General features: G+C 74.3%; 3 protein-coding genes. 2 read left to right on the forward strand and 1 reads right to left on the reverse strand.

Features of this window, described 5'->3' with window-relative positions:
* Positions 1 to 31 precede the first annotated feature (31 nt).
* Positions 32 to 1024: an FkbO/Hyg5 family chorismatase gene (locus ABZX85_RS24965; RefSeq protein ID WP_355872576.1), complete on the reverse strand. Its 993-nt coding sequence runs from the start codon at positions 1022 to 1024 to the stop codon at positions 32 to 34.
* 251 nt (positions 1025 to 1275) lie between these two features.
* Here ABZX85_RS24965 and ABZX85_RS24970 point away from each other — a divergent pair, with 251 nt between their 5' ends.
* Positions 1276 to 13836 carry a type I polyketide synthase gene (locus ABZX85_RS24970; RefSeq protein WP_355872578.1) on the forward strand — a complete coding sequence of 4187 codons (12561 nt, stop codon included), beginning with the start codon at positions 1276 to 1278 and terminating at the stop codon, positions 13834 to 13836.
* A gap of 61 nt (positions 13837 to 13897) precedes the next feature.
* Complete coding sequence (locus tag ABZX85_RS24975; protein WP_355872580.1) at positions 13898 to 19978, forward strand: type I polyketide synthase; 6081 nt, start codon at positions 13898 to 13900, stop codon at positions 19976 to 19978.
* Positions 19979 to 20099 lie beyond the last annotated feature (121 nt).

The raw sequence follows: 20099 nt of genomic DNA on the forward strand, positions 1-20099 counted from the left end.
GCGGGGCTTCGACACGTACCGCCGCGCGACCTCAGTCCGCGACGCCCTCGATCTCCATCAGCAGATCCTCCCGGCACACGTCCGCGTGCAGATACACCACGGCCCCGTCCTCGGGAAGCACCTTCGAACAGATCTCCCGCACCACCGGAACGTCCTCGGCGTGCCGGACGTACACCTTCGCGCGCCGCAGGTCCGACAGCCCGTACGAGTGCGACACCCCGTAACCCGACAGGTTCTCCGGGCCGATCAGCAGCGACACGTTCTCCAGCGCCGTGTGCGTCTGCGCGCGCACGTCACCCACGTGGACCGTCTCGTGGCCGATGATGCTCGCCGTGCCCGACACGAACACCGTGCCACGGCCCAGCGGATCGTCCGCCGGCGGGACGTACGTCGCCCGCGCGAAGTTCGGGGAGCGCGGACCGTACCGGGGCGGGTAGTGGTAGGCGGGCGTCTGGCGCGGGTTCTCGACGTTCACCGGCTCCGCCTCCCGCGCCGCGAGCAGCGCGATCCCGATACCGTCGCCCTGCGCGCCGATCACCGTCGTCGCCGGCATCCCGTACAACATGCCGAGCTGCTCCAGCGCGTGACTGCGGCCCACACAGAAGTCCCGGTACACCTCCTGGCCGTGCGCGTTGCGGCCGTTGATGTCACCGATGTAGTTCCACACCCGCACCAGCCGCCTGTACCCCAGCCGCGCGAGCAGCGTGAACAGGTCCTCGTACGTCCGGTGCGTGGCCGCCGCGTACGCGCCCGCCTCATCGATCCGGCCGACGCAGAACACGAAGTCCCGGCAGCCCGTGTACCTCAGGCCCGCGTACGCGCCCCCGCACACCGGCTCCCCGGCCACCCACGTCTCCGTCAGAGCCTCGCCGGCCACCCCCATGCGCACCGACAGCTCGGTGCCCTCAGGGCCCTCGGGCACCGGGCCGTTCAGGTAGGTGAGGGCGCCGAGGCGTGGGCCGCCGACGCCTGGGGCGAGGAAACGCGAGGTCAGCGTGGGCGACGGCTGTACCGACGAGGTCATGGGGAGCCCCCAGGGCAGAGTGGACGATGCCGCTACCCGAGGCTAGGAACCCGGCCTGCGCCGCACAGTGCGGCCGTTCCAGCGCCGGCCCATCTGCCGGTAACCCCCCACCCCGGATTCCCCGCCGATGGCCGGTCAGTGGCCCTCTTCCCCTGCATCCGCGCGTGACCCTGTTCGTACGGTGGGCGACGGCCCGCCGCACCCGCGCGGGCCGCCTCGGATGACCGGCCCGAGCGAACGAGGTGTGGCCCGTGCCCCAGTCAGAGCTGATCCGCCCCGTCCACGAACTCCTGCGCGCGCACGCCGAGACCGCCCCCGGGCGCACGGCGTTCCGCGACGCGCGCAGGTCCGTCGACTACCGGCGGCTCGACGAACGGACCGCGCGGATCGCCACCGGACTCGCCGGGGCCGTCGGCGTCGAACCCGGCGACCGGGTACTGATCTGCCTCGGCAACGGCGTCACCATGGTCGAGGCGTACCTCTCCGTCGCCCGCGCCTCGGCGGTCGGCGTCCCGGTCAACCCCCTGTCCGCGGACCCCGAACTCGCCCACTTCCTCACCGACAGCGGAGCCCGCGCCGTCGTCACCGACCCCTCCCACGTCGACCAGCTCCGCCGCGTCGCACACCCGTCGGTCCAGCTCGTGGTGACCGAGGAGGGGGCCGAAGAAGGGTCCGGCGCCTGGTCGTTCGAGGAACTCGCGGCGGGCACGAACGCCCCCCGCGACGAACTCGGCCTCGACGAACCCGCGTTCATGCTCTACACCTCCGGCACCACCGGCCGCCCCAAAGGCGTCGTCTCCTCCGTCCGCAACTCCCTGTGGACCATCGCGGCCTGCTACGCCCCCCTCCTCGGCCTCAGCGGCGAGGACCGCGTCCTGTGGCCGCTGCCCCTGCACCACTGCCTCGGCCACCACCTGGGCACCCTCGGCACCCTCGCCGTCGGCGCCAGTACCCACGTCACCAGCGGATTCGCCCCCGAGGAGATCCTCGGCGAACTGCGCGACGGCGACTACACGTTCCTCGCCGGCGTCCCCGCCGTGTACCAGCAGCTCCTGACCGCCGCCCGCGACGAACCCGGCCTCGGCGGCGGACTGCGCATGTGCCTGACGGCCGGCGCGGTCGGCAGCGCCGCCCTGCGCACCGAGTTCGAGGACCACTTCGGCGTCCCCCTCCTCGACAGCTACGGCACCACCGAGACCTGCGGCCCCATCACCGCCAACACCCCCGACGGCGACCGCGTCCCCGGCTCCTGCGGACGCCCCGTCCCCGGCCTCGACGTCCGCCTCGTCGACCCCCGCAGCGGTGCGGCGGGGGACGCGGGCGAGGTGTGGGTACGCGGCCCCAACGTGATGGCCGGCTACCACGGACGGCCCGACGCGACCGCCGAGGTCCTCGTCGACGGCTGGTACCGCACCGGCGACCTCGCGACCCGCGCCACCACCGGGCACCTGACCATCGCCGGGCGGCTCTCCGAACTCATCGTGCGCGGCGGCGAGAACATCTACCCCGCCGAACTCGACGAGGTCCTGCGCGGCATACCGGAGCTGGCCGACGCGGCGGTGGCCGGCCGCCCCGACGAGATCCTCGGCGAGGTACCGGTCGCGTACGTCGTCCCCCGGGAGGCCGGCCTCGACGCGGACACCGTCCTGCGGCACTGCCGGGCACAGCTCGCGGCGTACAAGGTGCCGGTCGAGATCCGGGCGGTGGAGGCGGTGCCGCGCACGGCGTCCGGGAAGGCGGCGCGGCATTTGCTGGCGGGGGTGGCTTCCAGGGTGCTTGCGGGGGCTACCGGGGCTGCTGGGGCTGGGGCCGGGTCCGGGTCCGGGGCTGCTGGGGTTGCCGGGTCCGGAGAGCGGGGGGCGCGGGAGCGGGACGGCCGCGCGGATTCGGGGCCGGACGGCCGCGAAGGTTCGGGGCGGGACGGCCGTACGGCCCAACTTGTCCCCGCCCCTGCCGTCGGCCCCGCCCCCGACCCCGTCCGAGCCGCCGTCTTGCGTGAACGTCTCAGCTCCCTCTCCGGCGACGACCGGCACGCCGCCCTCGTCGAGCTCGTCCGTGAGGAGACCGCCCGTGTCCTCGACGCCCCCTTCGGGGAGGTCGGCTCCCGGCGGCCGTTCCGGGAGATGGGGCTGACCTCGGTCAACGCGATCGGGCTGCGGGACGCGCTGATCGGGCGCACCGGGTGCGCGCTGCGGGCGACGGTCGTCTTCGACCATCCGACGCCGGGGGCGCTGGCGCGGCTGCTGGGGGAGGTGTTGGGGGAGACGCTGGGGGAGGAGAAAGCGCGGTACGACAATATGCTCGCCACCGCCACCGCCACCGCCACCGCCACCGCCACCACGCCCGCGATTGACACCGCCACCACCACCTCCGCTCCCCCCACCCCCACCGAAGACGACCCCATCGTCATCGTCTCCATGAGCTGCCGCTACCCCGGCGACGTCACCACCCCCGAAGCCCTCTGGCACCTCGTCCGCGAAGGCGTCGACGCCAGCGGAGACTTCCCCGACGATCGAGGCTGGGACACCGACGCCCTCTACGACCCCGACCCGGAACGCACCGGCCACACCACCACCCGACGCGGCGGATTCCTGCGCGGTGCGGGCGAGTTCGACAACGAACTCTTCGGGATCTCCCCGCGCGAGGCCCTCGCGATGGACCCCCAGCAGCGCCTCCTCCTCGAACTCGCCTGGGAGACCCTGGAGCGCGCGGGCATCGCCCCCGACGCCCTGCACGGCGAGAGCGTCGGCGTCTTCACGGGCGTCATGCGCCACGAGTACGGCGCGGCCCTCGACCCCCTCCCGCCCGAGCTGGAGGGCTATCTCGACCTCGGGAAACTCGGCAGCGTCGCCTCGGGCCGCATCGCCTACGCCCTCGGCCTGCATGGCCCCGTGCTCACCGTCGACACCGCCTGCTCCTCCTCCCTCGTCGCCCTCCACCTCGCGGTGCGCGCGCTGCGCGCGGGAGAGTGCACGATGGCCCTCGCCGGGGCGGCGACCGTGATGGCGACGCCGCAGCTCTTCGTCGAGTTCTCCCGCCAGCGCGCCCTGTCCCCGGACGGCCGCTGCCGCGCGTTCTCGGCGGACGCCGACGGCACCGGCTGGGCCGAGGGCGCGGGCCTGCTGCTCCTGGAACGCCTGAGTGACGCCCGCCGCAACGGCCACCCCGTCCTCGCCGTCGTCCGGGGCAGCGCCCTCAACTCGGACGGCGCCTCCAACGGCCTCACCGCGCCCAACGGCCAGGCCCAGCAGGCGGTCATCCGCCTCGCCCTCGCCGACGCGGGGCTCACCCCGGACGAGGTCGACGCCGTCGAGGCGCACGGCACGGCGACCCGCCTCGGCGATCCCATCGAGGCGCACGCGCTCGCCGCGACCTACGGGACGGGCCGCCGAAGTCCCCTGTGGCTGGGCTCGTTGAAGTCCAACATCGGCCACACCCAGGCCGCCGCAGGAGTCGGCGGCGTCATCAAGACGGTGCTCGCGCTCGCCGCCGGCGAACTCCCGCCCACCCTGCACGCCGAGCACCCCTCGACCCACGTCGACTGGGACACCTCCGGCCTCGCCCTCCTCACCGAGGCCCTCCCCTGGCCGCAGACCGGCGACCGTCCCCGCAGGGCCGCCGTCTCGGCGTTCGGCATCAGCGGCACCAACGCGCACGTGATCCTGGAACAGGCTCCCGCGTACGACGCCGCCGAGAGCGGACACCGGCCGCTGGACGTCGTACCGCTCCCGCTCTCCGCGCGGACCGGGGACGCGCTGCGGGCGCAGGCCCGGCAGCTCGCCGGACTCGCCCTGGACAACGGCGACTTGGGGCTGTCGCTGGCGACCACGCGGGCGGCGCTGGACCAGCGGGCCGTCGTCGTCGGCGACCCGGCCGACGCCCTCAAGGCCCTCGCCGAAGGGGGCACCCACCCCGCTCTCGTGACCGGTGTCGCGGGCGAACCCGGCGCCGTGGCCTTCGTGTTCCCCGGTCAGGGCTCCCAGTGGCCCGGAATGGCGACGCGACTCCTGGAGACCTCGCCGGTCTTCCGCGACGCGGTCACGGCCTGCGCCCAAGTCCTCGACGCACACCTCGACTTCGCCGTCCTCGACGTCCTCACCGAGGCCGAGGGTGCGCCCCCGCTGGAGCGGGCCGAGGTCGTGCAGCCCGTGCTGTTCGCGGTGATGGTCGCGCTCGCCCGCACCTGGGAGTCCCTCGGGGTGCGGCCCAGCGCCGTGATCGGCCACTCCCAGGGCGAGTTGGCGGCCGTGCACATCGCGGGCGGCCTCGACCTCGCCGACGCCGCCCGGATCGTCGCCCTGCGCAGCAAGGCCCTCAGGGCGGCGGCCGGACTCGGCGGCATGGCGTCGGTACCGCTGCCCGCCGCCGAGGTGGAGACACGCCTTGGGGACGGTCTCGCCGTCGCCGCCGTCAACGGGCCCCGCAGCACGGTGATCTCGGGCGACGCGGACGCCCTCGAAGCCCTCGTCGACGCCTATCAGGCCGAGGGCGTACGGGCCCGTCGCATCCCCGTCGACTACGCCTCGCACTGCGCCCACATGGACCGACTCCGGGACGCCGTCCTGGAGATCGCCGCCCAGACCACTCCCCGCTCCTCCGGCACCGTCCGCTTCTACTCCACGGTCACCGGAACCCTCACCGACACGGCGACCCTCACCCCCGCCTACTGGTTCGACAACCTGCGCCGACCGGTGCGGTTCCAGGACGCGTTGGAGGCGATGCTCGCCGACGGACACCGGGTGTTCGTCGAGTCCAGCCCGCACCCCGTCCTCGCCGTCGGCCTCGCCGAGATCCTCGAACAGGCCGACACCGACGGCCTGGTGACCGGATCGCTGCGGCGCGGCGAGGACAGTGCGGCCGAACTCCTCGCGGCGGCGGCCCGGTTGTGGGTGCGGGGCGTCCCGGTCGACTGGAGCGCCCACTTCGCGGGCAGCACTGCCCGTAGGGTGCCGCTGCCGACCTACCCGTTCCAGCGCCGCCCCTACTGGCTTGCCCAGCGCGGCGGCGCCGGTGACCTCGCCGCCGTCGGCCTGCGCGCCGCCGCCCACCCGCTGCTCGGCGCCGTGGCCGACCTCCCCGACGGCGGCACGGTGTGCACGGCCCGTCTCGACGGCACGCACCCCGCCTGGCTGGCCGAGCACGCCGTCTCCGGCACCGTCCTCCTCCCCGGCGCCGCCCTCCTCGAACTCGCCGCGCACCAGGGCCGGATCACCGACCTGACGCTCACCGCCCCCGTCGTCCTCGGCGAGCAGCCCCTGACCCTGCGCGCGGTCGCCGGCCCCGCCGACGACACCGGCACCCGCCCCTTCACGGTCCACACCCGCGCCGACGCGGACACCGACTGGACCACCCACGCCACCGGCACCCTCGCAGCCCCTACCCCCAGCCCCGCCACGGCACCCCCGGCCTGGCCGCCGACCGGCGAGGAGCTTCCCCTCGACGGCGTCTACGACCGACTCGCCGACCAGGGCTACGAATACGGCCCCGCCTTCCAGGGCCTGCGCCGCCTGTGGCGCGGCACCGACGTGTACGCGGAGGCCGTACTCCCCGAGGACACCACCCCCGGCGACTTCCTCTGCCACCCCGCCCTCCTCGACGCCACGTTCCAGGCCATCGCCGCCGCCGGCATCGTCACCGGCGCCCCCGGCACCACCCCGCTGCCGTTCTCCTTCGAAGGCGTACACCTCCACGCCACCGCCTCCCGCGAACTGCGGGTCCGCGTCCGGGCCCGCACGAAGGACACCGTCCAACTGACCGCCTGGAACCCGGACGGCCGTCTCGTCGCCCACATCGACACCCTCACCCTCCGCGCCCAGACACCGAGTTCGGGCAACAGGCCGCCCTACCGCGTCGACTGGCTGCCCGTGGACCACGCCGAACCGGCCGCCGTCCGCACGGCGACCGTCGGCCCCCTCGACGTCCCCGGCTCCCCGGAGTACGCCACACTCGCCGACGCCACCGGCCACGACCTCGTCCTCACCACGCTCCCCCCGGCACAGGACCCGGAGACCACCGCCCGCGCAGCCCTCCTGCTCGCCCAGGACTGGCTGACCCAGGAGGAGGACGGCACTCTCGTCCTCGTCACCCGGCAGGCCCTCGACGACCCCGCCGCCGCACCCGCCTGGGGCATCCTGCGCACGGCGACGACCGAACACCCCGGCAGGTTCGCCCTGCTGGACCTCGACGGCACCGACACCCCCTGGGACCAGGTCACTTCGGCCCTGTACGCGGGCGAGCCCCAACTCGCCGTCCGTGACGGTTCGTTGTACGCCGCCCGCCTCCAGGCCGCCCCCACCCTCCCCTTCGACCACGAACCCTGGCTCCTCGAAGTCACCGGCTCCGGCGCCCTCGACGACCTCGCCCCCCGCCCCGCTCCGCACACCCTGCGCGACCTGGCCCCCGGCGAGGTACGCGTCGCGGTCCGCGCGGCCGGGGTCAACTTCCGTGACGTGCTGCTCGCACTCGGCATGGTCGAGGTCGCCGACGACGTACTCGGCGGCGAAGGCGCGGGCGTGATCCTGGAGACCGGCCCCGGGGTGACCGAACTCGCCGTCGGACAGCGGGTGTTCGGCGTGATCCACGGCGCCTTCGGCCCGGTCGCCGTAGCCGACGCGCGCATGCTCGCGCCGGTCCCCGACGGCTGGACGTTCGCCGAGGCGGCCGGGGTGCCGATCGCCTGGCTGACCGCCTGGCACGGCCTGTTCGACATCGCCGGCCTGAAAGCGGGCGACAAGGTCCTGATCCACTCGGCGGCCGGCGGCGTCGGCTCGGCTGCCGTCGCGCTCGCCCGGCACATCGGCGCCGAGGTCTTCGCGACCGCCGCCCCCAGCAAGCACGAACGACTGCGCGCCCTCGGCATCCCCGACGACCACATTGCCGGCAGCCGGGACCTGGAGTTCGAGGGCAGGTTCGGGCGCGTGGACGTCGTACTCAACTCCCTGGCCGGGGAGTTCACCGACGCCTCCCTGCGGCTGCTCGGGCCCGGTGGGCGGTTCGTGGAGATGGGGAAGACCGACATCCGGGACGCCGAGACCGTCGCCCAGCGGCATCCGGGGGTCCGCTACCGCGCGTTCGACCTGCTCGACGCCGGGCCCGAGCGGATCGGGGAGATGCTCGCCGCACTGCTCGCCACGGACGTACCCAAGACCCCGCACCGGGCCTGGGACATCCGGCACGCGCACGACGCGTTCCGGCACATGGCCGCCGCCCGGCACACCGGGAAGGTCGTCCTCACACTGCCCCGGCGGCTCGACCCGGACGGCACGGTCCTGGTCACCGGAGGCACCGGCACCCTCGGACGCCTCGTCGCCCGGCATCTGGTCACCGAGCACGGCGTCCGCAACCTCCTGCTCGTCAGCCGCAGCGGCGGCGACCCCGAACTCGGCGACCTGGACGCCGAGGTGACCGTGGCCGCCTGCGACACCGCCGACCGCGACGCGCTCGCCGCACTGCTCGACACGATCCCCGCCGACCGGCCGCTGACCGCCGTCATCCACGCGGCCGGTGTCCTCGACGACGCGACCGTGGAGGCCGCAGACCCCGACCGGCTGCCCCTCGTGTTCGCGCCGAAGACCCGGGCGGCCTGGCACCTCCACGAACTGACACTCCGTCACGACCTGGCCGCGTTCGTCCTGTTCTCCTCCATCGCCGGAGTCCTCGGCGGCGCCGGACAGGCCGGGTACGCCGCCGCGAACGTCTCCCTCGACGCGCTCGCCGCCCACCGCCGCGCCCTCGGACTGCCCGCCGTGTCCGTCGCGTGGGGCATGTGGGCACCGGACAGCGGCATGACCGGCCACCTCACGCAGGCCGACCGCGAACGCCTCGCCCGCAGCGGAGTCCTCCCCATGGAACCGGAGTTCGCCCTCGGACTCCTCGACGAAGCCATGGCAGGAGCCGAACCCGCCCTCACCGGCGCCCTGTTGGACGTCCGCGCCATGGAACCACTGCCGCCGCTCCTGCGCGCCCTCGCCACCACCAGGCCCCGCCCCCGACGAGCCGACGCCACCGCGGGACAGGCGCCGACCTCCCTGGACGAGGCGGTCCACCTGGTCCGCACGGCCGCCGCAGCCGTCCTCGGGCATGCCTCCGTGAACGCCGTCCCCGCCGAACGGGCCTTCTCCGACCAGGGATTCGACTCGCTGACCGCCGTCGAACTCCGCAACCGGCTGCGCGCGGCCACCGGACTCAGGCTCCCCACCACCGTCGTCTTCGAACACCCCACCCCGGCCGCCCTCGCCGCCCACCTGATCGGCGCCGCCGAACGCCCCGCCACCCCAACCCCCGTGCCCAGTACGGCCGTCGACGGCGACCCGATCGCGATCGTGGGCATGGCCTGCCGCTTCCCCGGCGGCGCAGACAGCCCCGAGGAGCTGTGGCGCCTCGTCGACCAGGAGCGGGATGTCGTCGGCCCCTTCCCCACCGACCGAGGCTGGGACCCCGAACGCCTCTTCGACCCCGACCCGGACCGCACCGGCACCAGCTACGTCCGCGAAGGCGCCTTCCTGCACGGCGCGGGCGACTTCGACGCCGCCTTCTTCGGGATCTCCCCGCGCGAGGCCCTCGCCATGGACCCCCAGCAGCGCCTCCTCCTGGAGACCGCGTGGGAGACCTTCGAGGACGCCGGCATCGACCCCGCCGGACTCAAGGGCACCCCGGTCGCCGTCTACGCCGGACAGATCCACCACGACTACATCGGCCGACTTTCCGACGTACCCGGCGAGTTGGAGGGCTACCTCGGACACGGCACGGCGGGCAGCGTCGCCTCCGGACGGATCGCCTACACCTTCGGACTGGAGGGCCCGGCCGTCACCGTCGACACCGCCTGCTCCTCCTCCCTCGTCGCCCTCCACCTCGCCGTACGCTCCCTGCGCGCCGGGGAGTGCACGATGGCGCTCGCGGGCGGGGTCAGCGTGATGGCCGCGCCGACACCGTTCGTCGAGTTCTCCCGGCAGCGCGGGCTCGCCCCCGACGGGCGCTGCAAGCCGTTCGCGGACGCCGCCGACGGCACCGGCTGGTCCGAGGGCGTCGGCCTGCTCCTCGTCGAGCGGCTCTCCGACGCCCGACGGCTCGGCCACCGGGTCCTCGCGCTCGTCCGGGGTACGGCCGTCAACCAGGACGGCGCCTCCAACGGCCTCACCGCGCCCAGCGGCCCCGCCCAGCAGCGCGTCATCCGAGCCGCGCTCGCGGACGCCGGACTCGACGGCTCCGACGTCCAGCTCGTCGAGGCCCACGGCACCGGCACCCGCCTCGGCGACCCGATCGAGGCCCAGGCCCTCCTCGCCACCTACGGCGCGGACCACCCCACAGACGCCCCGCTGTGGCTCGGCTCCGTCAAGTCCAACCTGGGCCACTCACAGGCCGCCGCAGGCGTCGCCGGACTCGTCAAACTCGTCATGGCGATGCGCAACGGACGCATGCCCCGCACCCTCCACGTGGACCGGCCCAGCCGGCACGTCGACTGGTCCTCGGGCGGGGTCCGCCTGCTCACCGAGGCCCGCGACTGGGACCCGGGAACCCGGCGCTGCGGGATCTCCTCCTTCGGAGTGAGCGGCACCAACGCCCACGTCGTCCTGGAGGAAGCACCCGCCACCGACATCCCCGAACCTGCCGAAGCCGACGGCACGCCCCCGCTGCTGCTGTCCGCACGAGACGCCGACGCCCTGCGCGCCACAGCCGGACGCCTCGCCGCACTTCTCGACTCCGACGAAGCGCCCCCGCTCACCGACACGGCCCGTGAACTCCTTCACCACCGCGCCCGGTTGGACCACCGAGCGGTCGTCCTCGCCGACCACCACCAGGCGTTGACCGCTCTCGCCACCGGCCGCACGACCCCCGGCACCGTCACCGGAACCGCCCTCCCGGACGCCAAGACCGTGTTCGTCTTCCCCGGACAGGGCGCCCAATGGGTCGGCATGGCACGTGAACTCCTGGACCAGAGCCCGGTGTTCGCCCGCCGCATGGCCGAGTGTGGACAGGCCCTCGCCCCGCACACCGACTGGCGGCTCGACGACGTCGTCCGCGACGGAACCGGCCTGGACCGAGTCGACGTCGTGCAGCCGGTGCTGTTCGCCGTCATGGTGTCGCTGGCCGCCCTCTGGGAGGAGCACGGCGTCCGTCCCGACGCGGTCCTCGGGCACTCCCAGGGCGAGATCGCCGCCGCCTGCGTGAGCGGCGCCCTCTCCCTGGCGGACGCCGCCCGCGTCGTCGCCCTGCGCAGCCGCGCCATCACCGCCCTCGCCGGAACCGGCGGCATGCTCTCCGTCGGCCTGCCCGCCGAGGCCGTGACCGCACGGCTGGAGGCATACGGCGAACGGGTCGCCGTCGCCGCCGTCAACGGGCCCCACTCCGTGGTCCTCGCCGGTGAGGGACCCGCCCTCGACGAACTCGCCGCCGACTTCACCGCCGCCGGAGCCCGCGCCAAACGCATCCCGGTCGACTACGCCTCCCACACCCGTGCCGTCGAGACCCTGCGAGACGAACTGGACCGGCAGTTGGCGCCCGTCCGCGCGGGCGCACCCGCCGTGCCGATGCTCTCCGCGTTCACCGGGGAGTGGGTCCAGGACGGCGAACTCGACGGCGGATACTGGTACTCCAACCTCCGGGGCACGGTCTCCTTCCAGCGGGCCACCGAAGCGCTCCTTGCCGCCGGGTACACCGCGTTCATCGAGGTGAGCCCCCACCCCGTACTGCTTCCGGCGATCGGAGAGACCGCCGAACTCGTCGGCGCCGACACCGCGTTGGTGGCGACCCTGCGCCGCGAGGACGGGGGCACGGACCGATTCCTCACGGCCGCCGCCGAGGCGTACGTCCGAGGGATCGACGTCAACTGGGCTGCCCTGATCGGCCCTTCGGGCAACCGGGTCGAGCTGCCGTCCTACCCCTTCCAGCGGCAGCGGTACTGGGCCGAACAGCCCACCGCACCGGCCGGGGACGACCGGCAGCGGGAGTTCTGGGACCGGGTCCAAGCCGGTGACACGGACGCCCTCGCGGCCCAACTCGGCCTCGAAGGGGCCTCCTTGGACGCGCTGCGGGCGGTGCTGCCCGCGCTGGCGTCCTGGCACCAGACCGACGCGGGGGACGCGCTGCGGTACAAGGTGAACTGGCAGCCTGTGAGCGGCCTCGACCGAGGAGCGCGGCTCGACGGGCGGTGGCTGACGGTCATACCGGAAGGGCTGGACCCTGATGGGCTGATCGACGGCACTGAGGTGCTGGTGGTCTCCGAGACGACGACCCGGCAGGAACTCGCGGCTCGACTCGGCCCGGCCGACGGGGTGGTGTCGCTGCTCGCACTTGGCGACACCGAAGACGGGGGGCTCGGCGTCACGCTCCGGTTCCTCCAAGCCCTCGGCGACGCCGGGGTGCACGCCCCGGTGTGGCTTGTGACGCGCGGCGCGGTCGCCGTGCGGGCCGGGGAGGTGGTTTCGTCGCCCGCGCAGGCTGCCCTGTGGGGGCTCGGACGGGTCGTCGCGGCGGAACGGCCTGAATCCTGGGGCGGGTTGATCGATCTGCCGGTGAACGGCCTGAGCGGAGGGCTTTCCGGCAACGGCTCTCCGGTCGATGGCGACTCCCTCGCCGCTCGACCCCCACTCCGACTTGACGACACCAGCAGCCGACGCCTGCTGTCCGCCCTCGCCGGTGCCACCGACGAGGACGAGATCGCCCTGCGTGCCGACCATGCCTGGACGCGTCGCCTGCGCCCCGCCCCGGCGTCTCCGGCCCGCCGCACGTGGAAGCCGACGGGCACGGCCCTGGTCACCGGCGGGGAGACCCCCGTCGGACGGCTGGTCGCCGACTGGCTCACCGAGAACGGGGCCCAGAACGTCGTTCTCCTCACGACCGATCCGGACGTCACGGGGGTCTTCTGCGACCCTGCCGACGACAGTGCCCTGCGTGCCGTACTCGCGGGTCTGCCGCCGGAGTTGCCGCTCCGGACCGTCGTTCATGCGGCGGGCATCCTCGACGACGCGACGATCGACACCGCCGACGAGGACCGTGCGCGCCGGGTGCTCCGCTCGCGGGCCGGTGCGGCGCTCGCCCTCGACCGGGTCACGCGTGAACTCGCCCCGGAACTGGACACGTTCGTACTGTTCTCCTCGCTCGGCGGGACCCTCGGGGCCGCCGGACACGCCACCTACGCGCCCGGCCACGCCGTGCTGGACGCCCTCGCCGCCGCCCGGCGTGCGCAGGGGCTGCCGGCGACGGCCGTGGCGTGGGGGCACTGGGCCGTGGCCGAGGAGGCGGGCGGGGTGACGCGGCCGGGGGTGCGGGACCTGGAGCCCAAGGCTGGACTGGCCGCGCTGCGCCGGGCGTTGGAGCAGGACGACACGGCGGTCGCCGTGTGCGACGTCGACTGGGCGGTGCTCGCCGGGCCCGTACCGCCGCCGCTGCTCACGGAGTTGGTGGAGACGAAGGAGGCCGAGGGGGAGGGGCCCGAGGCGCTGATGGCGCGGCTCGGCGAGGCCGACGGGCCGGGGCGGCGCAGGCTGCTCACCCAACTCGTCCTGGACCTCACCGCCGAGGTCCTGCGGCACGGCGACAGCACGGCCGTCGACCCCCGGCGCGGCTTCCGCGAACAGGGCTTCGACTCGCTGGCCGCCGTCCAGTTCCGCAACCGCCTGTGCGCCGTCACCGGACTGACCCTGCCCGTCACGACCGCCTTCGACCACCCCTCGCCCCGCGCCCTCGCCGACCTCCTGCTCGCCGAACTCGCCCCGCACGAGCCGGAGTCGGCACCGGACGACGTGAACGACGTGGAAGCTGCGACCGACGACGAACTGCTCGAACTCCTCGCCACCGAGTTCGGCATCTCCTGAGCCTGAGCCCGCGCCTCGAGCACGAGCCCGAGCGGCTCCTCACCACTGAAAGGAACACGACGTGGCGGACGACCGCATACGGCAGATGCTGAACAAGGTGACCGTCCAACTCCGTGAGGCCCGTGCCGCGTTGGAAGCGCAGCGCGAGCCGATCGCGGTCGTCGCGATGACCTGCCGCTACCCAGGACGCGCCAACTCACCGGAACAGCTCTGGCAGTTGGTGGCCGACGGCGCCGACGTCATCGGTGACTTCCCCACCGACCGCCACTGGGACGGCCGCGACCTCTACGACCCCGACCCGGACACGCGCGGCGGCATCACCTCCTGCCGGGGCGGCTTCCTCGACGACGTCGCCGGATTCGACGCCGACTTCTTCGGTATCTCCCCGCGCGAGGCCCAGGCCATGGACCCGCAGCAGCGCCTCCTCCTCGAACTCGCCTGGGAGGGCTTCGAACGCGCCGGCATCGACCCGGACACCCTGCGCGGCAAGGACGTCGGCGTCTTCACCGGCATCAGCGCCACCGAGTACGGCGCCCGCTACGCCGGCACCCCGCACGACCTGGAGGGCTACCTCGGCACCGGCAAGGCGGGCAGCGTCGTCTCCGGCCGCCTCTCCTACGTCTTCGGCTTCGAGGGCCCGGCGCTCACCGTCGACACCGCCTGCTCCTCCTCCCTCGTGGCCCTGCACCTCGCCGTGCGCGCCCTGCGTGCCGGGGAGTGCCGGACGGCGCTGGCCGCCGGGGTCGCCGTCATCACCGAACCGGCCGTGTTCGTCGAGTTCTCCCGCCAGCGCGGCCTGGCCGCCGACGGCCGCTGCAAGGCGTTCGCGGCGGCGGCCGACGGCACCGGCTTCAGCGAGGGCGCAGGGCTCCTCGTCCTGGAACGCCTCAGCGACGCCCGGCGCCTCGGACACCGGGTCCTCGGAGTGGTCCGGGGGACGGCCGTCAACCAGGACGGCGCCTCCAGCGGGCTCACCACACCCAACGGACCCTCCCAACAACGCGTCATCCGGGCCGCGTTGAAGGACGCCGGGCTCGGTCCGGCGGACGTCGACGCCGTCGAGGCCCACGGCACCGGCACCCGGCTCGGCGACCCCATCGAGGCGCAGGCGCTCCTCGCGACGTACGGGCAGGACCGGGAACGGCCGCTGTGGCTGGGCTCGGTCAAGTCCAACATCGGGCACTCCCAGGGCGCGGCGGGCATGGCCGGGGTCATCAAGACGCTGATGGCGATGCGGCACGGCGTCCTGCCCCGCACCCTCCACGTCGACGCGCCCACCCCCGACGTCGACTGGACGGCGGGCGCGGTCGAACTCCTCACCGAGGAACGCCCCTGGACGGGCGAGGTGCGCCGCGCGGCCGTCTCAGGGTTCGGCATGAGCGGCACCAACGCGCACGTGATCCTGGAGTCGGCGCCCGACGACGGACCACAGGCCACCGGAGCGACCCCGCCGGTGATCCCCTGGATCGTCTCCGGCCAGGGCCCCGCCGCCGTACGCGCCCAGGCCGCCGCCCTCCGCGACCACTTGGCCACCCACCCCCACCACCCCGAAGCGGCCCACACCCTCGCCACCCGCCGCGCCCTCCTCTCCCACCGGGCCGTCCTCACCCACCCCGACGAACTCGACGCCCTCGCGGCGGGCGACAGCGACGACCGCATCGAGCACGGCAACGGCGGCGGCATCGCGTTCGTGTTCACCGGCCAGGGCGCCCAACACCCCGGCATGGGCGCGGAGTTGTACCGCGCCTATCCGGTCTTCGCCGAGACCTTCGACAAGGTCTGCGCCGAACTCGACACCCACCTCGGCCTCGGCATCGCCGCCGCGATCTTCGGCGAGACGCCGGCCCGCCTCGACGACACCGCGTTCGCGCAGGCCGGTCTGTTCGCCGTGGAGACCGCCCTGTACCGGCTCCTCGAATCGTGGAACATCCGCCCCGACCTCCTGATCGGCCACTCCATCGGCGAACTCACCGCCGCCCACCTCGCCGGAGTCTGGTCCCTCACCGACGCCTGCGCCGTCGTCGCCGCCCGCGCCCGCGCGATGCAGGCACTGCCCCGGGGCGGGGCGATGAGCGCGATCGGCGCGCCCGAGGCGGAGGTGGCCGCGAGCCTCACCGGCGGTGTCGTGATCGCCGCCGTCAACTCCCCCCGCTCCGTGGTGATCTCCGGCGACGAGGCAGACGTCGAGACCGTCACCGCCCACTGGGCCGCCGAGGGCGTCCGGGTGAAACGCCTGCGCGTCTCCCACGCCTTCCACTCACCCCACATGGACGCCGCCCTCGCCCCCTTCCACGCGGTCCTGGAGACGGTCACCGCCCACCCCCCGCGCATCCCGGTCGTCTCGAACCGCACCGCCCGCCCCCTCACCCCCGCCGAAGCCGCCGACCCCGCCTACTGGACCGGCCAGCTCCGCGGAACGGTCCGCTTCGCCGACGGCATCGCGGAACTGGAGCGCCAGGGCGTCACCACCTACGTCGAAGTCGGCCCCGGCGGCGGCCTCGCCTCCCTGATCCCCGACTCGCTCACCCGCCCCACCCCGGCCGCCGTACCCCTCCTGCGCAAGGGGAGGCCGGAGGCGGCCACCACGGTCGCGGGCGTCGGACGGCTCGTCGCCCGGGGCCACGACGTACGCCTCGACGCCCTGTTCGCCGGTGTCGGCCACGCCGACCTCCCGACCTACGCCTTCCAGCGCCGCCCCTACTGGCTCGGCGACCCGCCCGGCGCCGCCCGCGCGGACCGCCTCGGCCTCGACACGACCGGACACCCCCTGCTCGGCGTGAGCGTGCCGCTGCCGGACGCCGGGGACGTCATGCTCGCGGGCCGCGTCTCCCTCACGGACCACCCCTGGCTCGCCGGACACCGGGTCCTCGACCGCGTCCTCCTCCCGGGCGCCGCCCTCGCCGAACTCGCGGTGCGCGCGGCGGACGAGGCGGACGCCGGGGACATCGAGGAACTCGTCCTGCACGCGCCGCTGGTCCTGCCGGACGAGGGGGGCGTACGGCTCAGGGCGATCGTCAACGGCGGCGACCTGCGGATACAAGCCCGCCCCGAGCTGCCGGGGGCGCCGTGGACCACCCACGCGACCGGGACCCTCGCACGAACCTCCGCGCCGGCCGCCGCACCGGCCGCCCCCTGGCCCCCCGCCGGCTCCGACGCCCTCGCCGCCCAGGACGTCTACCAGGCCCTCCGAGCCGTGGGCGTCGACTACGGCCCCGCCTTCCGCGCCCTGCGCGCCGTCTGGCGCAAGGAGGACGAGGTCTACGCCGAAGTCGAACTCCCCGCCGAGGCCGGCCCCGCCGGCCAGGGCTACGGCATCCACCCCGCCCTCCTCGACGCCTGCCTGCACGCCCTGCGGTTCAGCGGATTCCTCGACGCGGACGCCGCGTTCGTCCCGTTCTCCTTCGCCGGGGTCCGCCTGCACGCCTCCGGCGCCCGCGCCCTGCGCGTCACCCTCACCCACCTCGGCGGCTCCGCCGTACGCCTGCGCCTCACCGACCCCGAGGGCACCCCCGTCGCGGACGTCGACGCCCTGACCGTCCGCAAGGTCACCGGGGACCGCCTCATCGCCCGTGACCCCGCGCTGGACGCGCTGTACCGGCTCGACTGGACGCCGCTGACCGCGCCGACGGACGTACCGGACGAGCCGTGGACGCTCCTAGGGGAGGACCGCTTCGGCACCGGGCTGCCGCGAGGGACCGGCGGCGACACCGTCGTATGGTCACCGCCCGAAGGGACCCCGTACGAGGCGACGGCAGCCGCCCTCGAAGTGCTCCAGCGGCAGGCCGGGCGGCTGGTGGTACTCACGCGCGGGGCGCTCGGGGAGGATCTCGGGGCCGCCGCCGTGCACGGGCTCGTCGGGTCGGCGCAGTCGGAGAACCCCGGCCGGATCGCCCTCGTGGACCTCGCGGACGACACGCCGCTGGAGCTGGTGCGGGCCGCCGTCGCGACCGGCGAACCCCGCACCGCGCTGCGCGACGGCCAGATCCTCGCCCCCCGGCTCGCCCGGTACGACGGCCTCGACCCGCTGCCCGCCGAACCCGCCTGGCGGCTCGGCATGACCGGGACCGGGACCGTCGAGAACCTGCGGATCGTGCCGTGCCCGGAGGTACTGGAGCCGCTCGGCGCCGGACAGGTGCGGATCGGCGTGCGGGCGGCCGGGCTGAACTTCCGGGACGTGTTCACCGTCCTCGGTATGTTCCCCAGCATCACCGGCATGCTCGGCGGCGAGGCGGCCGGCGTCGTCACCGAGGTCGGCGCCGACGTCACCGACCTGAAGCCCGGCGACCGGGTCACCGGGCTCGTCTTCGGCGGATTCGGACCCGTCGCCGTAGCCGACCGGCGCATGGTCGTCCCCTTCCCCGACGACTGGACGTTCGCCCAGGCCGCCGCCGTCCCCCTCGTCTACCTGACCGCCTACCACGCCCTCATCGACCTCGCCGCCGTACGCCCCGGCGAGCGCGTCCTCGTGCACGCGGCGGCCGGAGGAGTCGGCACCGCCGCGACCCAGCTCGCCCACCACCTCGGCGCCGAGGTCCACGGCACCGCGCACCCCGCGAAATGGGACACCCTGCGTGCCGCAGGCATCCCCGACGAGCGGATCGCCTCCTCGCGCGACACCGAGTTCGGGAACCGCTTCGGACAGATGGACGTCGTCCTGAACTCGCTGACCGGCGAGTTCGTCGACACCTCGCTGCGCCTGCTCCGTGAGGGTGGACGGTTCCTGGAGATGGGCAAGGTCGACATCCGCGACAACGCGCCCAAGGGGGTGCGGTACCGGGCGTTCGACGTCCTCGAAGCGGGCGAGGACCACATCCAGCGCATGCTGGTCGAGCTGATGAACCTGTTCGGCACGGGCGCCCTCACCCTGCCCCGCGTCACCACCTGGGACGTCCACCGCGCCCCCGAGGCGTTCCGGCACCTGCGCGAGGCCCGCCACACCGGCAAGGTCGTCCTCACCCTCCCACGCCCCCTCGACGGCACCGTCCTCATCACGGGCGGCACCGGAGACCTCGGCGCGCTCACCGCCCGCCACCTCGCCGCCGAACGAGGAGTACGACACCTCGTCCTGACCTCACGCCGAGGCGCCGACACCCCCGGAGCCGCCGAACTCGCCGCAGAACTCCGTGACTTGGGCGCCGAGACACGGATCGTCGCCTGCGACGTGAGCGACCGCGAACAGGTACGCGCGCTGATCGCATCCATCCCGGACCTCACCGGCGTCGTCCACACCGCAGGCGTCGTCGAGGACGGCGTCGTCCCCTCCCTCACCCCCGGACAACTTCAGCGCGTCCTCGCACCCAAGGCGGACGCGGCCCTGCACCTGCACGAACTCACCGACGACCTCGCCCTGTTCGCCCTCTTCTCCTCGGCCGCCGCCGTCCTCGGCGGACCCGGGCAGGGCAACTACGCCGCCGCCAACGCCGTCCTCGACGCCCTCGCCGCCAAACGCCGGGCGCAGGGGCTCGCGGCGACCTCGCTGGCCTGGGGACTGTGGCGGCAGGACGGCGGGATCACCGGGCACCTCGGGGAGGCCGACCTCGCGAGGATGGCGCGGGCCGGGATGCGCCCGCTGGAGCGGGCCGAGGGGATGGCGCTGTTCGACCACGCCACCCTCACGGACGAGGCCCTCTACCTGCCGGTCAAACTCGACCTCGCCGGACTGGACGCGGCACCACCCGCCATGGCGGACCTGGTGCGCCGTACCCCACGCCCCACCGCAGCCGCCCCCACCGACGGCGCGCTGCCCGCACGGCTCGCCGGGCTCGCGCCGGCCGCCGCGCTGCGGGAGACCACCGACCTCGTGCGCAGGCACACTGCCGCCGTCCTCGGCCGCGACCGCGCCGAAGGGATCGACGGAGTCCCGCCGGAACGGCCGTTCAGCGAACTCGGCTTCGACTCCCTCACCGCCGTGGAACTCCGCAACCGGCTCGCCCAGACCGCCGGACTGCGGCTCTCCGCGACTGTCGTCTTCGACCACCCGACCCCGGAAGCCCTCGCCCGCCACCTCGTGACGGAACTCGTCGGAGAACCCCAGACGGCCGACGAGACCCCGGCCGGCGAGCCGGGCAGCGCCATCGACGACATGGACACGAGCGAACTGATCCGCCGGGCGCTCGCCACCTCGCCCGACCCCCTGGACTGACGCTCCGTCAGCCCAATTCGCGGCCAGTGCCCACACCGTGGACCCGCCCCATAAAAAACGCCCCCGCACCCTGCCTAACCTGCGGCTCAGATGTCCGGACCGCCGCCCGGAGGAGACCCGA

Source organism: Streptomyces sp. NPDC004539, from assembly GCF_040610055.1.
Taxonomy (GTDB): domain Bacteria; phylum Actinomycetota; class Actinomycetes; order Streptomycetales; family Streptomycetaceae; genus Streptomyces.

What these genes read in the sequence shown, in the direction of transcription:
- ABZX85_RS24965 (WP_355872576.1), bottom strand. Translation starts at nt 1,024, where the DNA reads ATGACCTCGTCGGTACAGCCGTCGCCCACGCTGACCTCGCGTTTCCTC.